General features: G+C 67.2%; 25 protein-coding genes and 1 tRNA gene. 15 read left to right on the plus strand and 11 right to left on the minus strand.

Annotation, left to right across the window (positions count from 1 at the left end):
• The first annotated feature begins 90 nt into the window (after positions 1-90).
• The 4 genes from ihfA (at position 91) to P1U75_RS11170 (ending at position 2337) form a co-directional block, all read left to right on the plus strand.
• Entirely contained in the window at positions 91-393 is a 303-nt protein-coding gene (gene ihfA, locus P1U75_RS11155) for an integration host factor subunit alpha (RefSeq protein WP_300243200.1), read from the plus strand.
• A gap of 15 nt (positions 394-408) precedes the next feature.
• Positions 409-1065: a MerR family transcriptional regulator gene (locus P1U75_RS11160; protein ID WP_300243202.1), complete on the plus strand. Its 657-nt coding sequence runs from the start codon at positions 409-411 to the stop codon at positions 1063-1065.
• Between the two features lie 60 nt (positions 1066-1125).
• Positions 1126-1202: transfer RNA gene (locus P1U75_RS11165), tRNA-Pro, on the plus strand.
• 58 nt (positions 1203-1260) lie between these two features.
• Complete coding sequence (locus P1U75_RS11170; protein ID WP_300243204.1) at positions 1261-2337, plus strand: 2'-deoxycytidine 5'-triphosphate deaminase; 1077 nt, start codon at positions 1261-1263, stop codon at positions 2335-2337.
• A 16-nt stretch (positions 2338-2353) separates the two neighbouring features.
• On the opposite strand, the gene P1U75_RS11175 is transcribed toward P1U75_RS11170, so the two are convergent.
• The 7 genes from P1U75_RS11175 to P1U75_RS11205 all read right to left on the minus strand — a co-directional run bounded on the left by P1U75_RS11175 (position 2354) and on the right by P1U75_RS11205 (position 9414).
• Positions 2354-2758 (minus strand): hypothetical protein, encoded by a 405-nt coding sequence (locus P1U75_RS11175; RefSeq protein ID WP_300243206.1) that lies wholly within the window; start codon positions 2756-2758, stop codon positions 2354-2356.
• 69 nt (positions 2759-2827) lie between these two features.
• Entirely contained in the window at positions 2828-3433 is a 606-nt protein-coding gene (gene scpB / locus P1U75_RS11180) for an SMC-Scp complex subunit ScpB (protein WP_300243261.1), read from the minus strand.
• A 50-nt stretch (positions 3434-3483) separates the two neighbouring features.
• The gene (locus tag P1U75_RS11185) at positions 3484-4278 is read right to left on the minus strand and encodes a ScpA family protein (RefSeq protein ID WP_300243208.1); all 795 of its coding nucleotides are present in this window, start codon (positions 4276-4278) and stop codon (positions 3484-3486) included.
• Complete coding sequence (gene nagZ, locus P1U75_RS11190; RefSeq protein WP_300243264.1) at positions 4268-5275, minus strand: beta-N-acetylhexosaminidase; 1008 nt, start codon at positions 5273-5275, stop codon at positions 4268-4270. Before nagZ ends, P1U75_RS11185 begins: the two co-directional genes overlap by 11 nt.
• A complete protein-coding gene (locus P1U75_RS11195) occupies positions 5272-6357 on the minus strand; it encodes an SPOR domain-containing protein (RefSeq protein ID WP_300243210.1) in 1086 nt (361 codons plus the stop codon). Before P1U75_RS11195 ends, nagZ begins: the two co-directional genes overlap by 4 nt.
• Positions 6358-6446: 89 nt before the next feature.
• On the minus strand, positions 6447-8192 hold the full coding sequence (gene argS / locus P1U75_RS11200; RefSeq protein ID WP_300243212.1) for an arginine--tRNA ligase: 1746 nt from the start codon (positions 8190-8192) through the stop codon (positions 6447-6449).
• 70 nt (positions 8193-8262) lie between these two features.
• On the minus strand, positions 8263-9414 hold the full coding sequence (locus P1U75_RS11205) for a deoxyguanosinetriphosphate triphosphohydrolase (protein WP_300243214.1): 1152 nt from the start codon (positions 9412-9414) through the stop codon (positions 8263-8265).
• Positions 9415-9492: 78 nt separating this feature from the next.
• Here P1U75_RS11205 and P1U75_RS11210 point away from each other — a divergent pair, with 78 nt between their 5' ends.
• Positions 9493-9816: an iron-sulfur cluster assembly accessory protein gene (locus tag P1U75_RS11210; protein ID WP_300243216.1), complete on the plus strand. Its 324-nt coding sequence runs from the start codon at positions 9493-9495 to the stop codon at positions 9814-9816.
• A 48-nt stretch (positions 9817-9864) separates the two neighbouring features.
• Here P1U75_RS11210 and P1U75_RS11215 read toward each other — a convergent pair whose 3' ends face one another.
• The 3 genes from P1U75_RS11215 to P1U75_RS11225 are packed head-to-tail and all read right to left on the minus strand — an operon-like array spanning position 9865 to position 12276.
• Positions 9865-10788: a DMT family transporter gene (locus P1U75_RS11215; protein WP_300243218.1), complete on the minus strand. Its 924-nt coding sequence runs from the start codon at positions 10786-10788 to the stop codon at positions 9865-9867.
• Positions 10785-11852 carry a hypothetical protein gene (locus P1U75_RS11220; RefSeq protein ID WP_300243220.1) on the minus strand — a complete coding sequence of 356 codons (1068 nt, stop codon included), beginning with the start codon at positions 11850-11852 and terminating at the stop codon, positions 10785-10787. Before P1U75_RS11220 ends, P1U75_RS11215 begins: the two co-directional genes overlap by 4 nt.
• Positions 11853-11898: 46 nt before the next feature.
• Positions 11899-12276: a DUF6749 domain-containing protein gene (locus tag P1U75_RS11225; protein WP_300243222.1), complete on the minus strand. Its 378-nt coding sequence runs from the start codon at positions 12274-12276 to the stop codon at positions 11899-11901.
• Between the two features lie 340 nt (positions 12277-12616).
• Between P1U75_RS11225 and xth the strand changes: the two genes are divergently transcribed.
• The 4 genes from xth (at position 12617) to P1U75_RS11245 (ending at position 16422) form a co-directional block, all read left to right on the plus strand.
• A complete protein-coding gene (xth, locus tag P1U75_RS11230; RefSeq protein WP_300243225.1) occupies positions 12617-13396 on the plus strand; it encodes an exodeoxyribonuclease III in 780 nt (259 codons plus the stop codon).
• 198 nt (positions 13397-13594) lie between these two features.
• Positions 13595-14284 (plus strand): GH25 family lysozyme, encoded by a 690-nt coding sequence (locus P1U75_RS11235; RefSeq protein ID WP_300243227.1) that lies wholly within the window; start codon positions 13595-13597, stop codon positions 14282-14284.
• Positions 14285-14375: 91 nt separating this feature from the next.
• Entirely contained in the window at positions 14376-14855 is a 480-nt protein-coding gene (locus tag P1U75_RS11240) for an NUDIX hydrolase (protein WP_300243230.1), read from the plus strand.
• 91 nt (positions 14856-14946) lie between these two features.
• Positions 14947-16422: an inorganic phosphate transporter gene (locus tag P1U75_RS11245; protein WP_300243232.1), complete on the plus strand. Its 1476-nt coding sequence runs from the start codon at positions 14947-14949 to the stop codon at positions 16420-16422.
• Positions 16423-16444: 22 nt separating this feature from the next.
• Here the strand turns inward: P1U75_RS11245 and P1U75_RS11250 are convergent, their stop codons facing one another.
• The gene (locus tag P1U75_RS11250) at positions 16445-18055 is read right to left on the minus strand and encodes a divergent polysaccharide deacetylase family protein (RefSeq protein WP_300243234.1); all 1611 of its coding nucleotides are present in this window, start codon (positions 18053-18055) and stop codon (positions 16445-16447) included.
• A gap of 174 nt (positions 18056-18229) precedes the next feature.
• Between P1U75_RS11250 and P1U75_RS11255 the strand changes: the two genes are divergently transcribed.
• The 6 genes from P1U75_RS11255 to lexA all read left to right on the plus strand — a co-directional run.
• Complete coding sequence (locus P1U75_RS11255; protein WP_300243237.1) at positions 18230-18811, plus strand: aminodeoxychorismate/anthranilate synthase component II; 582 nt, start codon at positions 18230-18232, stop codon at positions 18809-18811.
• Positions 18808-19827, plus strand: a complete 1020-nt coding sequence (gene trpD / locus P1U75_RS11260; protein WP_300243240.1) for an anthranilate phosphoribosyltransferase — start codon at positions 18808-18810, stop codon at positions 19825-19827. The genes P1U75_RS11255 and trpD overlap by 4 nt, the downstream gene beginning before the upstream one ends.
• Complete coding sequence (trpC, locus tag P1U75_RS11265) at positions 19824-20639, plus strand: indole-3-glycerol phosphate synthase TrpC (protein WP_300243243.1); 816 nt, start codon at positions 19824-19826, stop codon at positions 20637-20639. Before trpD ends, trpC begins: the two co-directional genes overlap by 4 nt.
• Position 20640: 1 nt before the next feature.
• On the plus strand, positions 20641-21117 hold the full coding sequence (moaC, locus tag P1U75_RS11270; protein ID WP_300243246.1) for a cyclic pyranopterin monophosphate synthase MoaC: 477 nt from the start codon (positions 20641-20643) through the stop codon (positions 21115-21117).
• Complete coding sequence (glp, locus tag P1U75_RS11275; protein ID WP_300243249.1) at positions 21114-22289, plus strand: gephyrin-like molybdotransferase Glp; 1176 nt, start codon at positions 21114-21116, stop codon at positions 22287-22289. The genes moaC and glp overlap by 4 nt, the downstream gene beginning before the upstream one ends.
• 79 nt (positions 22290-22368) lie before the next feature.
• A partial coding sequence (lexA, locus tag P1U75_RS11280) for a transcriptional repressor LexA (protein ID WP_300243252.1) occupies positions 22369-22903 on the plus strand: 535 nt, incomplete at its 3' end.

The raw sequence follows: 22903 nt of genomic DNA on the forward strand, positions 1-22903 counted from the left end.
GGTTTTCCACCTAAACCGCCGCTTCCAAATCATTGATATTGACAGTGAATTTGCGCTGACCCTATTCTCGGGAGAAAAACGGGGGATGGAATGGGTTCAAAAACACTGACGCGGATGGATCTGAGCGAGGCGGTTTTTCGCGAGGTCGGTCTGTCGCGCAACGAAAGCGCCCAGTTGGTCGAAAGCATGCTGGACCTGATTTCCGATGCGCTGGTCCGCGGCGAACAGGTCAAGATTTCGTCCTTTGGCACCTTCAGCGTGCGCGACAAGTCCGCCAGAATCGGCCGCAATCCGAAGACCGGGGAAGAGGTTCCGATCCAGCCGCGTCGCGTGCTGACCTTTCGACCGTCGCACCTGATGAAAGACCGCGTCGCCGACGGCAACCGGAAATAGACGGGTTCCGGGCGCATGATGAAGTCCCCCGACGCCTTTCGCACCATCAGCGAGGTTGCGGCCTGGCTCGGGGTCCAGGCGCATGTGCTGCGGTTCTGGGAGAGCAAGTTCAGCCAGGTCCGGCCGGTGAAACGGGCCGGTGGGCGCCGGTATTACCGGCCTTCGGACATGCGCCTGATCGGCGGCATCAAGACCCTGCTGCATGACGAAGGGATGACCATAAAGGGCGTCCAGAAACTGCTGCGCGAACAAGGCGTTGCACATGTCGCTGCCCTTTCTCCCCCGATGGAGGGCGAGGCGGCCGACACCATCGACGCGGCGCAGGAACCGCGTGGAACCGTTCTGGCCTTCAAGGCAAAACCGGCGCCGGATGACGACGCGGATATACAAGACGTCCCAACCGCCGCTCCGGCGGGCGCGCTGCCGTCGTTCCTGAACCGCCCGTCATCCACGGACATGCCACACGCCGCCCCGGTCCGGGCTGACAAGGCCACCCCATCCGGGTCCGCCGGTGGGGAACCACCCGAATCCGATCTGCCCTATACGCCGGGCGTGCTTGGCCACCTGGCCGGGATCACCGCGTTGAGCCGGGACAGGGCCGACCGGATCGCACCTTTGGCGCGGGCCTTGCGCGATTGGTACGACCGCACTGCCAAAGCTGGCTGGGGCTGACGAAATTTCGATGTTTCCCCCTTGCCCCCGGCCGCAGAAACGGTATGAAGGCGCTCACGTCGGGCTATGGCGCAGCCTGGTAGCGCGTCCGTCTGGGGGACGGAAGGTCGCAGGTTCGAGTCCTGCTAGCCCGACCAAATCACACCGACGTAACGAAAAAACAGGCCGCCTGCCCCCGCGCGGCGGGGTGCAGGCATGACCGGAGTTTGTCCCGACCATCAGATCCGGGCGATGATCGACACGGGCGCGATCCGCGCCGCAACGCCGGTGCTGGACGATCAGGTGCAGCCCGCCAGCCTCGACCTTCGGCTCGGCCGCGTGGCCTATCGCATCCGCGCCTCCTTTCTTGCCGGAAAGGGGCGCTCTGTCGCCGACAGGCTGGACGAGTTCGAGATGCACCGAATCGAGCTTGAAGGCGGCGCGGTGCTGGACAAGGGCTGCGTCTACCTGGTGCCACTGGAGGAATCGCTCGCCTTGTCCGGGGACATGAGCGCGGTGGCCAATGCAAAAAGCTCCACCGGGCGGCTCGATCTGCTGACCCGTACGATCACCGATGGCGGGACAGAGTTCGACCGCATCGCGCCGGGCTATGCCGGACCGCTCTACGCCGAGATCTGCCCGCGCAGCTTTTCGGTTCTGGTGCGCCCCGGCATGCGGCTGAACCAGATCCGGTTCCGCCAAGGTCAGGCGGTGCTCAGCGACGCGGAGCTCAAGGCGCTGCACGCCAAGGCGCCGCTGGTGGATGGTGCGGCGATGATCGAGCAGGGGTTGGGGTTTTCCGTCGATCTGCGCCCCGAGGGATCGGACCTCGTGGGGTATCGCGCCAAGCCTCACACCGGGGTGATCGACCTTGAGCGCATCGGCGCCTACGATCCGGCCGAGTTCTGGGAAGAGGTCCGCAGCAAGACCGGCCAGATCATCCTAGACCCCGGCGCCTTTTACATCCTTGTCAGCCGCGAGGCGGTGCATATCCCGCCCGATTTCGCCGCCGAGATGGCCCCCTACCTCGCCATGGTGGGAGAGTTCCGGGTGCATTACGCCGGGTTCTTTGATCCCGGTTTCGGAAATGCGGACGCAGGCGGCGCCGGCGCGCGCGGCGTGCTCGAAGTGCGCTGCCACGAGGCCCCTTTCGTGCTGGAGCACGGGCAGGTGGTGGGACGGCTGGTCTATGAGCGGATGGCGGCCCGGCCGACGCGCCTTTATGGCGCCGGCATCGCCTCGAACTACCAGGGCCAGGGGCTGAAACTGTCGAAACACTTCCGCGCCGGATAGGCGGCGCGCAGGACGATCACCGCGCGTTGCGCCGCGCGGCATAGGCGGCGCGCCGGGCGTGGCGCAACTGGCGGCGCTGCGCGCGCACTTCCGCCGGCAAATCCCCCGCCCCCTCGCGCGCCGGCTCCATCGGCCTGGACTGGCGCGAAGCCGGTTGCGGCGCGGAGGACGTGCGGTCCGCCTCCGGCAACGGCCGGGTTGCCTGTTGGGCCGGGGCCGGCCGGGAATCGGGCGAGGATTCAGGAGGGGATTCTTGCCAGGGCTCCGCCTCGGGCTGGATCACGGGCGCGAGTTTGCGCGCCCTTTGCTTGCGCTTCTTGCCGATGCCAGAGGCCGCGTTGATCCCTGCGTTGATCCCGGAATGGATCATCCGCCGCATCACCAGACGCAGGACCATATTGATGATCTGGTTGAGGTTCATGTCCCGGTTCCTTTGCCCTTCACGCAGAACCTAGGGTCGGAATTTGCCGATTTCAGGGCAATTCCCGGGTCAATCTTCGAAAAGTTCCGATTGCCCCTCGATCACCTCGTCATCCTCGTCCTCTTCCTCGGCAAGGCCCAGCGGCCCCGGCGGCGGCCGGTTTTCCAGCAGCCCGGCGGCGCGCAGCTCCTTCAGGCCGGGCAGGTCGCGGGCGGTTTCGAGCCCGAAATGGTCGAGGAACTGCGGCGTCACAACGAAGGTAACGGGACGGCCCGGCGTCATCTTGCGCCGGCCGAAGCGGATCCATTCCATCTCCAGCAACTGGTCGATGGTGCCCCGGCTGACCGAGACGCCGCGAATCTCCTCGATCTCGGCCCGGGTACAGGGCTGGTGATAGGCGATGATCGCCAAAGTCTCGATCGCCGCGCGGCTGAGCTTGCGCGTCTCGACCGTCTCCTTTTGCATCAGGTAGCCGAGGTCCGGCGCGGTGCGGAACGCCCAGGCATCGCCCACCTTGACCACCCGCACCCCGCGCCCCTCGTAACGCTTGCGCAGATGCACCAGCGCCTCGGCCGCATCGCTGCCGTGCGGCATCCGCGCCTCCAGGTCGCGCACGCTGACCGGCTCGGCGCTGGCAAACAGAACCGCCTCGGCCATGCGCTCCTGCTCTGCCATCGGCGGGGCTTCGAACAGAGTTTCGCTTTGGGTCGTTTCGCGGTCGTCGGTCACGTCCTGACGGTCCTCTTGCGCAGTTGAATCGGGGCGAACAGCTCGCTCTGCCTTATCTCCAGATGCCCCTCCTTGACCAGTTCGAGCGAGGCCGCGAATGTCGCCGCCGTGGCCGAGCGCCGCCGCACCGGGTCGCTGTCCCAGCCGTCGGGCAGGTAGCTGGTGATGTCGGTCCAGCTTCCTGCAAAGCCGATCAGCGGGCGCATCCGCTCCAGCGCCTGTTCCATGGTAAAGACGTTGTCGCGGTCCATCACGAAGGGGCGAAACTCGTCCCGCGTGCGGATCCGGGCATAGCCCTGCATCAGGTCCAGCAGGGTCGCCGAATAGGTCACCCTGCGCAGCCGCGTCACGTCCTCGCGCTGGCCCCGGGAAAAGAAGTCGCGGCCCAGCTGGTCGCGCCCCATCAGCCGCGCTGCGACGTCGCGCATCGCCTGAAGCCGCTCCAGCTGGAAGGCCAGATGCGCCGCCAGTTCCTCGCCCGAAGGGCCCTCTTCGCCGGGATCGGGGGGCAAGAGCAGCCGCGATTTCAGGAACGCCAGCCAGGCCGCCATCACCAGGTAATCGGCGGCCAGCTCGATCCGCAGGGTCTTGGCCTTCTCGACAAAGATCAGGTACTGGCGTGCCAGTTGCAGCACCGAGACCTTGCGCAGGTCCACCTTCTGCGTGCGCGACAGCATCAGCAGCACGTCAAGCGGGCCCTCGAACCCGTCGACGTCCACGATCAGCGCCTCGGCGGCCAGCCGTTCGTTGACCGAAAGCCTGTCTTCCTGGAACTGGTCGTTATCCGACATAAACCTCACCGCCCATGAGGGCAGAAAGCTCCGCCTCGGCGGCGTCAATGTCAAGCGCTTCGGGGGCGCGCCGCGCCGCCAGTGCGGCCTCGGCCCGGGCCTGCGCCGCCGCGGTCATCCTGCCGGCCGCCCTGGCCACCGCGACGCGTTCGGAAAGCGTGCCGTTGCAATGCAGAACCACGTCGCAGCCCGCCGCCAGCGCCGCGCGGCTGAGCTGGCCCAGATCGCCCTTCAGCGCCTTCATCGAGATGTCGTCGGTCATGATCAGCCCGTCAAAGCCGATCTGGTCGCGGATCATCCCCATCACCGGGGCCGAAAGAGTCGCCGGTTCGCTGTCGAGCGCGTCATAGACCAGATGCGCGGTCATCCCCATCGGCAGGTCGTTCAACGCGCGGAAGGCGGCGAAATCGGTGTCGTCCAGCTCCTCCGGGTCGGCCGGGACATGCGGCAGGTCGAAATGGCTGTCCTGGACGGCACGCCCATGGCCGGGGATGTGTTTCAGCACCGGCAGAACGCCGCCCGCCAGCAGCCCCTCGGCCACCGCGCGGGCCAGCCCCGCCACCGTTGGCGCATCGCCGCCATAGCAGCGGTTCCTGAGGAAGGGGTGGGTCTTGTCAAAGGCCAGATCGGCCATCGGCGCGCAATCGGTGTCGATGCCCAGGCCCTGCAGTTCATGCGCGATCAGGCGATAGCGCAGGTACATCGCCCGCGCCGCCCCCGCCCCGGCCCGTGCGACATGATCCAGCGGCGGCAGCCAGTTGCGCGCCAGCGGCGGGCGCAGCCGCTGCACGCGCCCGCCCTCCTGGTCGATCAGGATCGGGCAGTCGCGCCCGACCGCCGCGCGAAACTCCTCGCAAAGCGCGCGCAGCTGGTCGGGGGTGTCGATGTTGCGCGAAAACAGGATGAAGCCGAAAGGATCGGCATCGCGAAAAAACGCGCGTTCCTCGCGACTCAGCCGCAGCCCCTCGGCGTCGAGGATGGTGGCGCCGAAGGTCATCGCGCGGTGACGGGGATACAATCGGCGTTCTCGGCCACCAGTGCCGAGCAGAACCGCCGAGCATCCGACAGATCCTCGAACCCCATCGCGCGCAAGCGATAAAAGGTACGCCCGCCGCTGCTGGCCTTCTGGATCACCCGCTTCTTGCCGTCGAGATAGGCGCCGAACCTGGTGTTCAGCCGATCCCATGCCGCGCGCGCCACCTCGGGAGAGTCATAGGCGCCGAGCTGAGCCAAACGGGCGCCCTCGGGCACGCTGTCGGGATCGACATCCACACGGGCAACCGCGTCCTGCGCGGCGCCGAGCGCCGCAGCGACATCCAAGCCGGTTGCCGAGGCGACGGTGAGCCGTGCGGGTCGCGCAAGCGGCCGCCGCGAGCGTTTGACCCCCGGCGCATTGAGCACGGCGGGCGAAACATTGCGCGGCGCGGCATCGGCCTCGTCCAATGTCGGGCTGAGGGGGGGCTCGGAGGTCGCCTCGAGGGAACCTCCCTCAAGCGGTGCGGGCTGCACGATCCGGTCCTCGGGCGCAGCCGGTTCCGTTCGTGCCGCCGGTGCGGTCGTGTCCTCCCGCAGCGGCGCGACGTTGCGGGTCAACTCCTCGACCAGCGCCGCCACCTGGTCATCGCGATAGGCGGAGATGGACTCTGCATTGACCGACGTCTTGGTCTCCCTGGCGCCCAGTTCGCCCATGGGAAGGTCTTCGTCGGTCAGGCCCACCGGCCGCGGCGCCAGCGCCAGACGGTCGGGCGGCGGCGCTGCGGTTCCGCCGGCCGCCACCGCGTTCACCGCCAGCCCCTGGTGATCCGCCGGCTGCCCGCCGGGGTCCTTGGGCTGTTCCCGCATCGGCCCCTCCAGCGCACGCACGACGGGCACGCCGCTCACGTCGCGGATCATCAGCTTGTAGCCCCAGATCCCGATGCCGACCACCAGCGCCAGCGAGGCCAGCGCCCCGGCCACGTTCACCGCCTTGCCGATCGCGCCCTGGTCCCGGGCCCGCGCCGCGTCGCCGTCCTGGGCTCCAGCGTCGTCCGCGTAAAGCTCATCCCCATACACGCCATAGGTGTACTCGATTTCCGCCATGTCCGCCTCGCTGCCCGTTCGGCGCGGGAAAATCTCCGCACCCGGGGTCTCTTGCTATCTGCCTCGGGCCGGCGGTTCGGGCGGTTTTGTCACCGCATCTCCTGCGCCGGCGTTACCCCAAGAATACCAAGACCGGCGGAAATAACAACGGATACGGCCCGTGCGAGGGCCATTTTTGCCTGGCTTGTGGCGATGTCGCCCTCTTGAAGGAAGCGCAGCTCGGGCAATTCGTGGCCCCGGTTCCACAGCGCGTGGAACTCGCCGGCCAGCTCATAGAGGTAGAAGGCGACGCGATGCGGCTCATGCGCGCGCGCGGCGATCTCGACCAGGCGCGGCCATTCGGCAAGCTTGCGGGCCACCGCCAGTTCGGCCTCGTGACCCACAGACGACAGATCGGCGGCACCGAGGGCGGCGTCATCGGCGGCGATCCCGGCCTCCGCCGCCTTGCGCAGCACGCTCATCACCCGGGCATGGGCATATTGTACATAAAACACCGGATTCTCCCGGCTTTGCTCCAGCACCTTGTCAAAGTCGAAGTCGAGCGGCGCATCGTTCTTGCGGGTCAGCATGACGAAGCGGGTCACGTCCGGGCCGACCTGTTCGACCACGTCGCGCAGGGTGACGAAATTGCCCGCCCGCTTGGACATCTTGAACGGCTCGCCGTTCTTCCACAGCTTGACCAACTGCGTCAGCTTGATGTCGAGCGGCACCCGCCCCTCGGACAGCGCCGAGACCGCCGCCTTCATCCGCTTGACATAGCCACCGTGATCGGCGCCGAAGATGTCGATCAGCTCGTCAAAGCCGCGCGTCACCTTGTCATAGTGATAGGCGATATCCGGCGCGAAATAGGTCCAGCTGCCGTCCGATTTCATGATCGGGCGGTCCACGTCGTCGCCGTGGTCGGTGGATTTGAACAGGGTCTGCTCGCGCGGCTCCCAGTCCTCGGGCGTCTTACCCTTGGGCGGCTCCAGCACACCGCGATAGATCAAGCCCTTGCCGCGCAGGTATTCGATCGCCGCCTCGATCCGGCCGGTGCCGTAAAGCGATTTCTCGCTGAAGAACACGTCCATCTTGACGCCGAGCGCGGCCAGATCGGCGCGGATCAGCTCCATCATCTTGTCGGTGGCATAGTCGCGCAGCTGTTCCAGCCAGACCGCCTCGGGCTGGTCGACGTAGCGGTCGCCGACCTCTTTCGCCAGCGTCTCGCCGACCTCGATCAGGTATTCGCCGGGATAGGTGCCATCGGGAAACTCCACCGCCTCCCCCAGCGCCTCGAGATAGCGCAGGTAGACCGAGCGGGCGAGCACATCGACCTGCGCGCCACCGTCGTTGATGTAGTATTCGCGCGTCACCTGATGACCGGAATAGGCCAGCAGGCTGGCCAGCGCATCGCCGAACACCGCGCCGCGGGTGTGGCCCACGTGCAGCGGCCCGGTGGGATTGGCCGAGACGTATTCCACGTTGACCTTGCGCCCCTGCCCCATGCCCGAGCGGCCATAGGCATCGCCCTGTTGCAGCACGCCTGAGACAACCGAACGCCAGACACCGCCCGACAGGCGCAGGTTGAGAAAGCCCGGTCCGGCCACTTCGGCGGTTTCGATCCGCGCGTCCCCGGCCAGCCGGGTGGCCAGCGCCTCGGCGATGTCGCGCGGCTTCATCTTCGCGGGCTTGGACAGCACCATCGCCGCGTTGGTGGCCATGTCGCCATGCGCCGGATCACGCGGCGGCTCCACTGTGACATTGTCGAGCGCCAGCCCGGCGGGCAGCACGCCGGACTGCATCATCTCGTCAAGGTGAGACACGACAAGCGTGCGGATATCGGCAAACAGGTTCATCGGGCATCCTTTCGGGCTTTGGCGCGGTTTACCACTCCCCACGGGGCGGTCAACCGCCGCTGCGGGGCCGTCAGGACGGACGGTCGCCCAGCAGCCGCGCGTGTTCGAGCAGCGCAAAGCGGTCGGTCATCCCGGCGATGTAGTCGGAGACGATCCGCGCCACCGCAGTTTCATCGCCCGCCGCCCGGGCCAGATCGGGGTGCCAGCGATCCGGCAGCAGGCCCGGATCGCCGGCAAAGAGCGCGAACAGCTCCTCGACCACGCGGGCCACCTCGACGCGCTTTTTCATGACGCTGGGGGCGCGGTACATCCGGCGGAACAGAAACGCCCGGATCTGTTTCAGGTCATCCCAGAGACCCGGAGAAAAGCAGATCACCGGGCGCCCCAACAGGCGGATATCCTCGACCCGTTGCGCCCCGCTTTCCGCCAGATTGCCGCGCGCGGTATCGATCAGGTCGGTGACCATCACGCCGAACACCCGGCGCAGGGCCTCGTGGCGGCGCCGGTTCCAGTCGAGGCCAGGATACTTGGCGTCGACCTCGGCATAGGCGGCGCCGACGATGGGCAGCGGCGTGATGTCGTCGTCGCTGAACAGCCCCGCGCGCAGCCCGTCGTGCAGGTCGTGGTTGTTATAGGCGATGTCGTCGGCCAGGGCGGCCACCTGCGCCTCGGCACTGGCATGGGTGTGCAGTTCCAGGTCGATGGCGGCGTTGCATTCGGCCAGCGCCCAGGGCAGCTCTCCCACCACCGGCCCGTTGTGTTTGGCAATCGCCTCAAGAGTTTCCCAGGTGAGGTTCAAGCCGTCGAACTCGGCATAGTGGCGCTCCAGCACGGTGACGATGCGGATCGCCTGCGCGTTGTGGTCAAAGCCGCCATAGGGCGCCATCATCGCATGCAGCGCATCCTCGCCGGTGTGGCCAAAGGGGGTGTGGCCAAGGTCATGCGCCAGTGCGACGGCCTCGGTCAGCTCCTGGTTCAGCTCCAGCGCCCCGGCGATGGTGCGGGCGACCTGCGCCACCTCGATCGAATGGGTCAGCCGGGTTCTGTAATTGTCGCCCTCATGCTCGACGAAAACCTGAGTCTTGTGCTTCAGCCGCCGAAAGGCGCTGGCATGAATGATCCGGTCCCGGTCCCGCTGGAAGCAGGAGCGAAAGCTGCTTTCCTCCTCAGCGACCAGCCGTCCGCGGCTGGCCTCCGGATCCGAGGCATAAGGCGCGCGCATCTGCCGTCCTTGTTCTTGTGCCAGTGCTCGTGGCCTCTATATTGGAATGTCAGAGGAATTCAAACGCCGGAGTGCGCCATGAAGCTGCCCCCCAAAGTGACCGAACGCGCCTTTGCCCGCCTGGCCGAGATCGGAGCGGCCGATCAGGGCAAGGCCTTGCGCGTGGCCGTCGAAGGCGGCGGATGCTCGGGCTTCCAGTACGACATCGCGCTGGACGACCCGGCCGAGGACGATCTGGTGCTGGAAGGCAAGGGGCAGAAGGTCGTCGTCGATACCGTCTCGCTGCCGTTCCTGGAAAACGCCACCATCGATTTCACCGAGGAATTGATCGGCGCGCGGTTCGTGATCGAGAACCCCAACGCCACATCGTCCTGCGGCTGCGGCACGTCCTTTTCGATGTAAACCGCCTGTTTTCAGGAAATTGTACCCAGATATTTCAGATACTTATGGTCACTTCCTGAACGACACAGCCAGCCCGGGCCGCGCCCCGATCCCGGGGGCGGCCTGGTCCCACAGCAGGTAAAGGCCGCTGCCGATCACGATGGCGACGCCCAGATAGGTGCCCGCCCCGGGCCATTCCCCGAACCCCAGCGCGCCAAGCCCCACCATCCAGACGAATTGCAGGTTCATCAGCGGCGTCACCGCATAGGCCGCGAGCATCCGCAGCGCCACCACCAGCAGCCAGCGCGCCACGAAAAGCAGCCCGGCGTAGGCCGCGACCAGCGACAGGTCCGAGGCCGGCATCGGCACCCAGACGAATGGCAGGGCCAGCCCCATGGTGCAGAAGATCGCCAGATTGGGATAAAAGACCTGGGCCAGGGCGTTGCTTTCGTGCCGTCCGATAAACCGTGCCATCACCATGGAAAACGTTCCGAACAGCGCCGCGGCCAGCGCGTAGAGATGACCGGCGGAGATCGAGCCGGAGCCGGAGGGAAACAGGCACATCACCCCCACCGCGCCCGAGGCCAGCGCCGCCCAGGCTGCGGGCCGCACATGTTCGCGCAGGATCGGACCCGACATCAGCCCGGCGAGGATCGGCATCAGGGCGACGAACAGAAACACATCGGCAAAGGGCAGCAGCCGGAACGCCTGGAAGAAGGCGACCGAGGCGATCACCGTCGCCCCCGAGCGCAGCGCCATCGCCCCCGGGCAGCGGGTGGCCAGACCCCGGCGCTGGCGCGGATGCCGGTCGGCCAGCACGCTGAGGCCCATCACCATCAGGCCGCTCAGACAGTACATCTGCGGCGCGGCGTAGCCGCCTGCAACCAGCTTGGTGATCGCATCGGCCGAGGAGATCAGCGCGGTATAAGCGACCACCAGCCCGGCCCCGGCCAGGGGCGCGGCATGGCTGAGCCTTGGTGTCAGGCGGCTCATGGTGCCGCCCCTGCGCGGGCAAACCCGGCGAAGAATTCCTCGAAATGCGCGCTGCTGGCCTCGGCCTCGGCCAGGATGTCCGCCCCGGCCCCGCTCAGCGCCGCCGCCACATGCGGCCGCATCCTCGCCCAGTCCCGGCTGCGCGCCGCCTCGAGCCGGTACAGCGCCTGCGACATCTCTCGCAGCGGGGCCGGCGCCATCGGCGCGCGGTGAAAACTCATCGGGCCGGGCTCCGCCGGCTTGACGAAATCCCGCCCGCCGCTCAGCGCCATCAGCCAGGAGGTGACGAAATAGGTGTGATAGGCGTCCGCAAGATCGACCCGCGGCCCGGTCTCGACGATGAACCCGAAGGTTTCCCGCTCCAGCCATTGCTCCCAGATCGGCGAGGGGTCGTGCCCGGCATAGCGCAGCGCGATGCAGATCTCGGCCAGCAGATCCGCGTTGCGGTCGAGAAAGGCGAGAAGCCCGGCGAACTCCAGGCTGGTGATCGCATCCGCCTCCAGCGCCGGATCAATCCGGCCGTATTCGCTGAGGTAAAAGACGATATGGGTCAGCTCATAGGCCGCCTTCTTGTTGGGCAGGGCAAAGGTTTCCGACCGGCCGATGAACCGGCGCAGCCGAGCCTCGGGGTCCGCGTCCCCGGGCAGCGCCGCTACGTCCCGCCGGGCCATCAGGCGTACCGCCTCGGCACGCTGCAAATCGGACAGTTCGGCCTCTGCCAGCCCCTGGCGCGCCGCCCAGGCGCAAAGCCGCGCCCCCTTGTCGCCGGGCAGGCCAAGATCCTCCAGGTCGAGGCAGATCGACAGGATGAACCGGTAATACTGGGGAAAGAACCGCAGACGGTCCTCGGCCCCGTCGTAGAAGTCTTGCAGCGGCGCCAGGGCCGCAGCGTCCGGGCGCGCACCCGTGCATTCAAGGATGTTCAGCAGCTCGGCGTTCTCCTTCAGCCAGAAAACCTCCTCGGGGGCCCGCCGCGCACCGGCGAAGCACGCGAGCAGGGCGGCGTGGCGGGCCGCCCTGCCTTGACCGCGGGGCGGGATTTCGAGACGAACGACATTCGACATCACCTGCCTCCCGTTACGAACCCTTTGCCTCTCCCCCGCCGCGACGTCAGCTTCCCGACGACCGCGCGGCCGGAGCCGCCCCGGACGAGAACATCTCAGCCCCCTCGCCCGCGGTCACCTTGCCGCCTGCGGTGGGCGCGGCCCCCGACGAGAACATCTCGACCAGGTCACCGCCCAGCGTGCGCGCTTCCATCGCCGGGGCCGCCCCGGAGGAGAACAGCCCGACCTCGTCACCAGCGGCAATCTCGGCGCAGGCCACCGGCGCGGCGCCGGAAGAGAACAGCGCAGTGGCGTCGCCGGACATGGCATCCGCGCCGGACACGGGCGCGGCTCCGGAAGAGAACATCTCCGTGGCATCTCCATCGAACAGGCTGGTGCCCGTGGACCGGATCTCGGCTTCGTACTCTTTGCGTTGTGCAGTCATCTCAAACCCCTCTGAGCATGGTGTTGATCGTCCATTCAGGCTGGCACGCCGCCCCGATGCCACAAATTGCTTTTCTCTCCCGGTCGCTGCACTCCGCAGGTTGTCCACATCAATTACGGGCATTAAATTTTCACCTGACAACCCAAAGCAGAAACGCCCCACAGGGTTAAAAAACTTATCCACACCCCTGATTTCATAGGGAATATCGGCAGTTTTAACTCCGCGAACGGGGCGAATCATCCTTTGCAGGACGCGAATCACCACACTGATCGGGTCGCTGCCTTGCCCCCGCCCGCGGGATCGGCGATAGATTGCACTGCACCGGGTCGAGAGGGCCGCCATGAAAATCGCCACCTTCAACATCAACGGGATCAAGGCCCGCGTCGCCGCGCTGACCTCCTGGCTGGATGACGCGCAGCCCGATGTTGCGGTCCTGCAGGAGATCAAGTCGGTCGATGAGAATTTCCCGCGCGAGCTCTTCGAAGAGCGCGGCTACAACGTGGAGACCCACGGCCAGAAAAGCTTCAACGGCGTGGCGATCCTGTCGAAACTGCCGCTGGAGGATGTTCGCCGGGGCCTGCCCGGCGACGACACCGACGAACAGGCGCGCTGGATCGAGGCCACCGTCGTCGGCAAGACCGCGCTGCGCATCTGCGGGCTCTACCTGCCCAATGGCAACCCGGCGCCGGGGCCCAAGTACGACTACAAGCTGGCCTGGATGGCGCGGCTGGAGGCGCGCGCGCGCGATCTGCTGGCCGCGGAGGAACCGGCGATGATGGCCGGCGACTACAACGTCATCCCGCAGCCCGAGGACGCCGCCCGCCCCGAGGCCTGGACCGAGGATGCCCTGTTTCGTCCCGACAGCCGCGCCGCCTATCAGCGCGTCGTCAACCTGGGCTTTACCGATGCGCTGCGCGCGCGGATGCGCGGGCCGGGGTATTATACGTTCTGGGATTACCAGGCCGGCGCCTGGAACCGCGACGACGGCATCCGCATCGACCATGTGCTGCTGACCCCACAGGCGGCGGATCTGCTGTGCGAGGTCGGTATCGACAAGGAAATCCGCGGATACGAGAAACCCTCGGACCATGTTCCCGTCTGGGTCGATCTGGATCTTTGATCGCCCGGATACGCCGTTGCAATACGCCGCCAACTGCGCGTTAATGGTGATGTGATTTTGTTAAAAAGGTGTGCGATGGGTCGGGCGATGATGGGTCGAATCGGCCTGTGGCTATGCGGGTCTCTCTTGCTTGCGGCCTGTGGGCAGCGGGCCCAGGCACCCGCCACATCGGCGGCTGAGGCCGCCGCGCATCCGCATATGTCCTTTCTTGCCGCGCCACGGTTCGACGATCTCGACCCGCATGACTGGCAGGGCATCCCCCCAGACCGCTACGCGGTACACGGCATTGACGTCTCGCGCTATCAGGGAGAGATCGACTGGCGCGCGGTGCGCCGCGGCGGCGCCGCCTTTGCCTATATCAAGGCGACCGAGGGCGGCGACCACAGCGACCCGATGTTCGATCGTAACTGGCACGGGGCCAAGGGCGCCGGTCTGCGGCACGGCGCCTATCACTATTTCTATTTCTGCCGTCCGGCGGCGGAACAGGCGCGCTGGTTCATCCGCCACGTGCCGCGCGACCCGGCTGCCCTGCCGCATGTGCTGGACATGGAATGGAACCACCGCTCGCCCACCTGCACCGAGCGCCCCGAGGGCGCCAAGGTCCGGGCCGAGGCGCGCCGGTTCCTCGATATTCTCGAACGCCACTACGGCCGCCGCCCGGTGATCTACACCACGCCGGATTTCTACCGCGAGACCGGGATTGGCCAGCTTTCGGGAACCCAGTTCTGGCTGCGCTCGGTCGCCGGCCACCCGCGCGAAACCTATCCCGGCGCGCGCTGGATCTTCTGGCAGTACACCGGCACCGGCGTGGTGCCGGGGGTCGAAGGTCCGGTGGATATCAACGTCTTTGCCGGCCCGCCCGAGGCCTGGATCGCCTGGCCGGGTTGATTTTTCGTCGCTAGCGTGGCAAAAATTGATTTCGGTCAATTTTGACCCAATATTGAAAAATCACACTTCGAGCACCCAAGGCACACCTGAAATGACCGCGCGACCGATCCCGTGGCTGGAGAATATCAAGCTTATCCTGAGCCGCCCGAAGGCGGTCCAGTTTGCCGCGCTCTGCTACCGCCCCGGCGCCGATGGTGCGCCCGAGGTGCTGCTGGTGACCTCGTCGCGCGGACGCTGGATCGCCCCCAAGGGCTGGCCCATCACCGGGCTGGAGGGATGGCAGATCGCGCAACAGGAGGCCTGGGAAGAGGCTGGCGTGCAGGAGAGCACGGCCTGGCGCGACCCGCTGACCAGCTACGACTGCATCAAGCTGCACGGCAGCGGGCTGGAGCGCAACTGCACCATCTGGGTCTACCCGATCGAGGTGACGCGGATGTGCGACGATTTCCCCGAGGTCGATCGCCGCGAGCGTGTCTGGCTGCCGATTTCCGAGGCTATCCAGAGGGCCGGTGAGCCCGGCCTGCGCGAGGCGCTGCAACAGTTCGCCGAAAAAATGACCGCGCGCGCTTGAACTGAGCTCCGATCCGTCCTACCCGCCCCCCGAATGTAACCGAATTTTGACATGTGCGCGGGACAGTCCCGGTTGGCACTGGAAAGCGTGAATGTCACAGCCCCCCCTCCCCCGGCATTGGAAAACGCTCGACAAGGATCTGGGCCGGATCAGCCAGCTTGAACTGGCGACGCTCTATGTCGCGCGGCCGATGGTGGGCCTTGGCGTCGCGCTGGCTTTCATGGTGCTCGTCGGGCTGTTCGCGGCGGTTTTCACCGGCAGCGGCTCCACCTCGGCGATCATCATCGCCGCAGCCGTGCTCGGCGCCTACATGGCGATCAACATCGGCGCCAACGACGTGGCCAACAACATGGGGCCGGCGGTCGGCGCCAATGCCCTGACGCTGGGCGGCGCCATCGTGATCGCCGCGCTGTGCGAAAGCGCCGGCGCGCTGCTGGCGGGCGGTGACGTGGTCTCGACGATCTCCAAGGGCATCATCGACCCGGCGGGGCTGAGAGATTCCTCGGTCTTTATCTGGGCGATGATGGCGGCGCTGACCTCCTCGGCGCTGTGGGTCAACCTTGCGACCTGGATCGGCGCGCCGGTTTCCACCACCCACGCGGTGGTTGGCGGCGTGATGGGCGCCGGCATTGCCGCCGCCGGGTTCGGCGCCGTCAACTGGTCAAGCATGAGCGCGATCGCCGCCAGCTGGGTGATCTCTCCGGTTCTTGGCGGGGTAATCGCCGCCGCCTTCCTCGCCTTCATCAAGGCGCAGATCATCTACCAGGACGACAAGATCGCCGCCGCCCGGCGATGGGTGCCGGTGCTGGTCGGGATCATGGCCGGGGCCTTTGCCGCTTATCTGGCGGTCAAGGGGTTGAAAAAGGTGATCCATATCGACCTGAGCACCGCGCTGCTGATCGGGCTTCTGGTCGGCGCCCTCAGCTATGCCATCGCCGCGCCGCTGATCCGGCGCCAGTCCGTTGGCATGGAGAACCGCAACAAGTCGCTCAAGACTTTGTTCTCATTGCCGCTGGTTATCTCCGCCGCGCTTCTGTCCTTTGCGCATGGCGCCAATGACGTGGCCAATGCGGTCGGCCCGCTGGCCGCCATCGTGCACACGGCCGAGTTCGGCGACATCGCGGGCAAGGTCGCGATTCCCAGCTGGGTCATGATCGTCGGGGCCTTCGGCATTTCCTTCGGCCTGGTGCTGTTCGGGCCCAAGCTGATCCGCATGGTGGGCAGCCAGATCACCAAGCTGAACCCGATGCGTGCCTATTGCGTCGCGCTCTCGGCGGCGATCACCGTGATCGTGGCAAGCTGGCTGGGCCTGCCGGTGTCCTCCACCCATATCGCGGTGGGTGCGGTGTTCGGCGTCGGGTTCTTCCGCGAATGGCACAGCGAACGACGACGCCCCCGCAATGTGCCATTAGAACGCAAGAAACTCGCCGTCGAGGAGCGACGCCGGCGCAAGCTGGTGCGCAGATCGCATTTCCTGACCATCCTCGCGGCCTGGCTGATCACCGTGCCCGCCGCGGCGCTGCTCTCGGCCCTGGTCTTTACCGTTCTGAACGCGCTGTTCGTCTGAGCCCGAGGCCCCGCCGCGCCACCTATCGCGCCACCGGCGCCTGTGTCAGCACCGCCGAGACCGGGGCGAGCGCGACCCGTTCGGCGCGGTCCTGCAACCCCCAGAGCAGCAGCGCGCTGATCGTGTCGGGCCGCACCCGGCCCAGCATGATCACCGCCCCCTCCTGCCCGGCACGGAACGCCGCCTGGTCCAGGAACCGGCGCATCACCACCGGGGTCTGACCGGCGCCGTCGAAATCGCGGAACACCACCGCCGAGGGCACCCCGGCGCGCACGGCCAGTTTCTGCACCGTGTTCAGCCCGTTGGCCTGGGTGATCAACCCCAGCCCGGTATCCTGCGCGATCTCGGTCACGTGGTCCGACAGCGCCCGGTTGCCCTGCAGGCCGGTGCCGGTCCCCTCAAGAATCGCCACCGCCTCGGGCAGGGCATCGCGCCAGACCGACAAAGCGACCTCGGCATCCTGCGGATTGGCGGCGGCGGGCAGATCGGCCAGCATCACCACCTCGAACCCGGCGGCGCGGTGGCGCGCCATGCGCTCTGCCGCGTCGGGGAGCGACGGGTCGACCGCGAAGGTCAGCGGATAAGGGAAATCCGCCAGGGCCTCGGCTCCGATCGAGCCGGCGTCGTCGATCAGCACGATCGACATCATCGGCCGATCTTCCGGATTCTCGAAGGGCGCGGCGTAAAGCGTGAGCGGTCGCGGCCCCACCGGGCGTGCGTCCGGCGTATCATCGCGGTCGGTCAGGGGTTTGACCGGGGTGCCGATGGCCGGTCCCTGCGCGGTACTTCCGGTGCCGGATCCGGCCTGCGGCAGCGCCGCGATTCGCGGCGCGGGGGCGTCGGGGGCCTCGGTATCGGCATCCGGCGCGGCACCCGGCGCGGGCGCCATGGTGGACGGTGTTCCCATCGGCGTCTCCGGCGCGGTTTCAGCGCCCGCCACCTCGCCCGGCGCGGACTGGGTCTCCGGCGCAGCCCCGGCCGCCGGATCCGTCCCGGTATCGGGGGCGGCACCGGGATCGGTCGCGAGCACGGGAGACTCCTCGCCTTCTGGGCCGGAGCCGGGCGCCGAGGGCGCCGCACCCTCTGTCCCGGGATCCATGCGGGTGGCGACCTCGGGCGCGGCATCGCCCTCGGGCGGGGTCATGCCAAAGTCGGAACCGGTCTGCGGCACCGCCGGCGGCGCCGGTTGGGCCGGATCGGAGATCACTGGAACTCCGGCCTCTGTCATCGGCGCGTCGGGTCCGCCGGTGGGCGCCTGCGGCGAGACCGGGTCCTCCCCCTTCGCCGATACCTCCGGGGCGCCCGTTACCTCTTCCGGCCGGTCGAGCCCGGTCGTCGCGCCGCCGATCCGCGGTTTGCCGGCCGGCTGCGTGTCGGCCCCTTCCAGCGAGGCCAAATCGTCGGTCGTGCGCCCCTCGCCACGCGGCGCGATGGGAGCAGCCTCGACCAGATCCGCATCCATTCCAGCCGGTGCAACCCCGGCATCCTCGCCGCCTGCCTCCGCCCCGGCGGCAGCCACCGGCGGCTCGGTCACGACATCCGGCCGCGCCAACGGAATCAGGAGCGACAGCCCCGCCGCCCCGGCCGCCACCAGAACAGCGCCCAGTACCAGACCGCCAAAAAATCCGCGCATCCCTGCCTTGCCTCTCTTCTCGCCACGATCGCACCCGCCAGACCTCTGCAGGGGGCAGCGATCTGTCCCGCCCTCCGGCCCTTGACGCTGGTGGCCATCCCTGAACATGTATGGCACCACCATTATAGTGCTGGCGGCGCTTTTGCCACCAGCCCCCAATCTGCCCCGGATGCCATGCTTCTGCTGATCGACAACTACGACTCATTTACCTACAACCTGGTGCATTATCTGGGCGAACTGGGGGCCGATGTGGTCACCCGCCGCAACGATGCGCTGAGCGTGCAGGACGCCATCGCGATGCGCCCCGAGGGCATATTGCTCTCGCCCGGCCCCTGCGACCCGGACAAGGCCGGCATCTGCCTGACCCTGACCAAAGCGGCGGCGGCGCAGCGGATCCCGCTGCTCGGCGTCTGCCTGGGCCACCAGACCATCGGCCAGGCCTTCGGCGGCAAGGTGGTGTGCGCGGCGGACATCGTGCACGGCAAGATGGGCGTGATCCACCACGAGGGCCAGGGCGTGTTCGCCGGGCTGCCCTCGCCCTTCGAGGCGACGCGCTACCATTCGCTGGTGGTGGACCGCGACAGCCTGCCCGACAACCTCTCCGTGACCGCCTGGCTCGAGGATGGCACCATCATGGGTCTGCAGCACCGCGAGCTGCCGATCCACGGGGTGCAGTTTCACCCTGAGTCGATCGCCTCGGAGCATGGTCACGCGCTGCTGAAGAATTTCCTGAACGAGATGAAGGTTCCCGCATGAGCGACGCGCTGAAACCGCTGATCGGCGCCAGCGCCGAACGCCCACTGACCCCGCAGGAGGCCGAGGCCGCCTTTAATATCCTGTTCGACGGCGAGGCCACGCCGGCACAGATCGGCGGGCTGCTGATGGCGCTGCGCACCCGGGGCGAGACGGTTGACGAATACACCGCCGCCGCAGCGGTGATGCGGGCCAAATGCCATGCGGTGACCGCGCCCGAGGGGGCGATGGATATCGTCGGCACCGGCGGCGACGGCAAGGGCACGCTCAACATCTCGACCGCAACCGCCTTCGTGGTGGCCGGCGCCGGGGTGCCTGTGGCCAAGCATGGCAACCGCAACCTGTCGTCGAAATCGGGTTCCGCCGATGCCCTGGGCCAGGTGGGGATCAAGACCATGGTCGGCGCCGAGGTGGTCGAGCGGGGGCTGCGCGAAGCCGGGATCGGCTTCATGATGGCGCCGATGCATCACCCGGCGATGGCCCATGTGGGCCCGGCGCGGACCGAGTTGGGCACGCGCACCATCTTCAACATCCTCGGGCCGCTGACCAACCCGGCGGGGGTGAAGCGGCAGTTGACCGGCACCTTTACCCGCGACCTGATCCGCCCGATGGCCGAGACCCTAGGCCGGCTGGGATCGGAGCGCGCCTGGCTGGTGCACGGATCGGACGGCACCGACGAGCTGACCATCACCGGGGTCAGCTGGGTCGCGGCGCTGGAGGACGGCGTGGTCAGGGAGGCCGAGCTGCACCCCGAGGACGCCGGCCTGCCGGTGCATCCCTTCGAGGACATTCTCGGCGGCACGCCGGAACAGAACGGCGCCGCGCTGCGCGCGCTGCTTGACGGTGTGCCCTCGGCCTATCGCGATGCTGTGCTGCTGAACGCCGCCGCCGCGCTGGTGATCGCAGGTGTTGCCACCGACCTGCGCGAGGGCGTCGCCATGGCCAAAGAGAGCATCGACAGCGGCAGGGCCAGGGCGCGCGTCGAAACCCTGGCCCGAATCACGCAGGAGGGCGCATGACCGAGACCGTTCTGGACCGTATCAAGGCCTACAAGCTGGACGAGATCGCCGCCGACAAATCCGCGAAACCGCTGGACGAGGTCGAGGCCGAGGCGCGCGCGGCAAGCCCGGTGCGCCCCTTTGCCGAGGCGCTGCAAATGGCCAGTCGGGGCGGATACGGGTTGATCGCCGAGATCAAGAAAGCCAGCCCGTCCAAGGGCCTCATCCGCCCGGATTTCGATCCGCCGGCGTTGGCACAGGCCTATGCGGCGGGCGGCGCCACCTGCCTTTCCGTGCTGACCGATACGCCCAGCTTCCAGGGCGCCAAGGACTATCTCACCGCCGCCCGTGCTGCCTGCGACCTGCCTGCCCTGCGCAAGGATTTCATCTACGACCCCTACCAGGTGGCCGAGGCCCGCGCGCTGGGGGGTGACTGCATCCTGATCATCATGGCCTCGGTCGGGGACGGCCAGGCGGCCGAGCTGGAACAGGCGGCCTTCGACTGGGGCATGGACGTGCTGATCGAGGTGCATGACGAGGCCGAACTGGAGCGCGCGTCACTGCTGAATAGCCCGCTGATCGGCATCAACAACCGCAATCTAAAGACCTTCGAGACGACGCTGGACACCACGCGGAGGCTCTCCAAACTGGTGCCCGCGGATCGCACCATCGTCTGCGAAAGCGGGTTGAGCACCCCCGGGGATCTGGCCGACATGGCCCGCTATGGCGCGCGATGTTTCCTGATCGGCGAAAGCCTGATGCGCCAGGACGACGTGGCCGAGGCCACCCGCCAGCTGCTTGCCAATCCGCTGACCGCACCGGGAGGGATGTGACATGGCCGATCTGACCCATTTCGACGCCGCCGGAAATGCCGTGATGGTCGATGTCTCGGACAAGCCCGAGACCGCCCGCGTCGCCATTGCCGAGGGTCACATTAGCATGAGCCCGCAAACCTTTGACATCATTACAAAAGGTCATACAAAAAAGGGCGACGTGATGAGCGTGGCGCAACTGGCCGGGATCATGGGCGCCAAGAAAACGCCGGATCTGATCCCGCTGTGCCATCCGCTGCCGCTGACCAAGGTGGCGGTGGAACTACAGGCCGACCCCGGCCTGCCCGGGCTGCACATCCGCGCCACGGTCAAGACCACAGGACAGACCGGCGTCGAGATGGAGGCGCTGACAGCGGTCAGCGTCGCCGCGCTGACGGTGTTCGACATGGTCAAGGCGGTGGACAAGGGCATGCAGATCGGCGGCATCCGTGTTGTGCTGAAAGATGGCGGAAAATCAGGGCGGTACGAGGCAAAATGATTACCGTGGACGAGGCCCGCGCGCGACTGTTCGAGCTTGCCGCGCCGATGCCGGTGGAAGAGGTGCCGCTGGCCCAGGCCTCGGGCCGGGTTCTGGCCCGCGATGTCGCCGCGCGGTGCGATCAGCCGCCCTTTGCCGCCTCCTCGATGGACGGCTACGCGGTGAAATCCGCCGAGGTCGAACTGCACGCCATGTTCAAGCTGATCGGCGAGGCCGCCGCCGGGCGCCGATTCGCAGGGCGCGTCGGGCCGGGTCAGGCGGTGCGTATCTTTACCGGCGCGCCGATGCCCGAGGGCGCGGATTTCGTTGTGATTCAAGAGGACGTGAGCCATAGCGGCGATCTGGTCACCATCATCAACGATCCCGGCACAAAGGACAACGTGCGCCCGGCCGGGGTGGATTTCCGGGCCGGCGACGGCGTCAGCGCGCCGCGGTTGCTGCGGCCCGCCGATATTGCGCTCTTGGCGGCGATGAACATCGCCCGGGTGCCGGTGGCGCGCAAACCCGTGGTGGCGCTGATCTCCAACGGCGACGAACTGGTGATGCCGGGCGAGGATCCCGGCCCCGACCAGATCCTCTCGTCGAACACCTTTGGCCTCAAGGCGATGCTCGAGGCGTTGGGGGTCGAGGCCCGCATCCTGCCGATCGCACGCGACACCCTGTCGTCGCTCGGCACCGCCTTCGGGCTGGCCGAGGGGGCCGATCTGGTGGTCACCATCGGCGGCGCCTCGGTCGGCGATCACGATCTGGTCGGTCGCGTGGCCGGTGAACTGGGGCTGGAACGGTCGTTCTACAAGGTGCTGATGCGGCCCGGCAAACCACTGATGGCCGGGCGGATGAACGGCGCGGCCATGGTCGGGCTGCCGGGCAACCCGGTTTCGGCCATGGTCTGCGGGCATATTTTCCTTGCACCGATGATCCGGGCGATGCTTGGGATTGGGGCAAAAGCCCCCGCCCTGTTGCGGGCACCGCTGGCGCAGGCGATCGCGGCGAATGGCCCGCGCGAGCATTACATGCGGGCAAAAATCGGCGGCGACGGGCGGATCACCCTGAGTGGCGATCAGGACAGCTCCCTTCTTTCGGTGCTTTCGGCCTCCAACGCACTGATCCGGCGCCCGCCCGGCGATCCCGCGCAGGCGGCCGGAGATCTGGTTGATTACCTCCCCATCTGACGCCGGGGCGCGGCGCCCTTGACACAAAACGTGAACATGCGTAGAACAAAGTGAAACGCAGGGCCACGAGGTGTGATAGATGCTGACCCGGAAACAACTGGATTTGCTGGAATTTATCCATAAGCGCGTACAGCGCGAAGGGGTGCCGCCCAGTTTCGACGAAATGAAGGTTGCGCTCGACCTGCGCAGCAAGTCCGGCATTCACCGGCTGATCACGGCGCTTGAGGAACGCGGTTTCATCCGCCGACTGGCGCACCGGGCCCGGGCGATCGAGATCGTCAAGCTGCCCGAGAGCCTGGGCGGTACTGCCGGGGCCGGGTTCACGCCCCGCATCATCAACGGGGATGGCCGCCCGGCGTCGCGCCCGGCCAATGCAGACGGGGTGGAACATTATTCGGTCGAACTGCCGATGATGGGACGGATCGCCGCCGGCGTTCCGATCGAGGCGATCAGCCATGTGTCGCATAGCGTCGCCGTTCCGGGCACCATGCTCTCGGGTCAGGCGGAGCATTACGCGCTTGAGGTCAAGGGTGACTCGATGATCGAGGCGGGGATCAACGACGGCGATGTCGTCATCATCCGCGAGACCGAGACCGCCAACAACGGCGATATCG

The organism is Antarcticimicrobium sp., assembly GCF_029212575.1.
Lineage (GTDB): Bacteria > Pseudomonadota > Alphaproteobacteria > Rhodobacterales > Rhodobacteraceae > Antarcticimicrobium.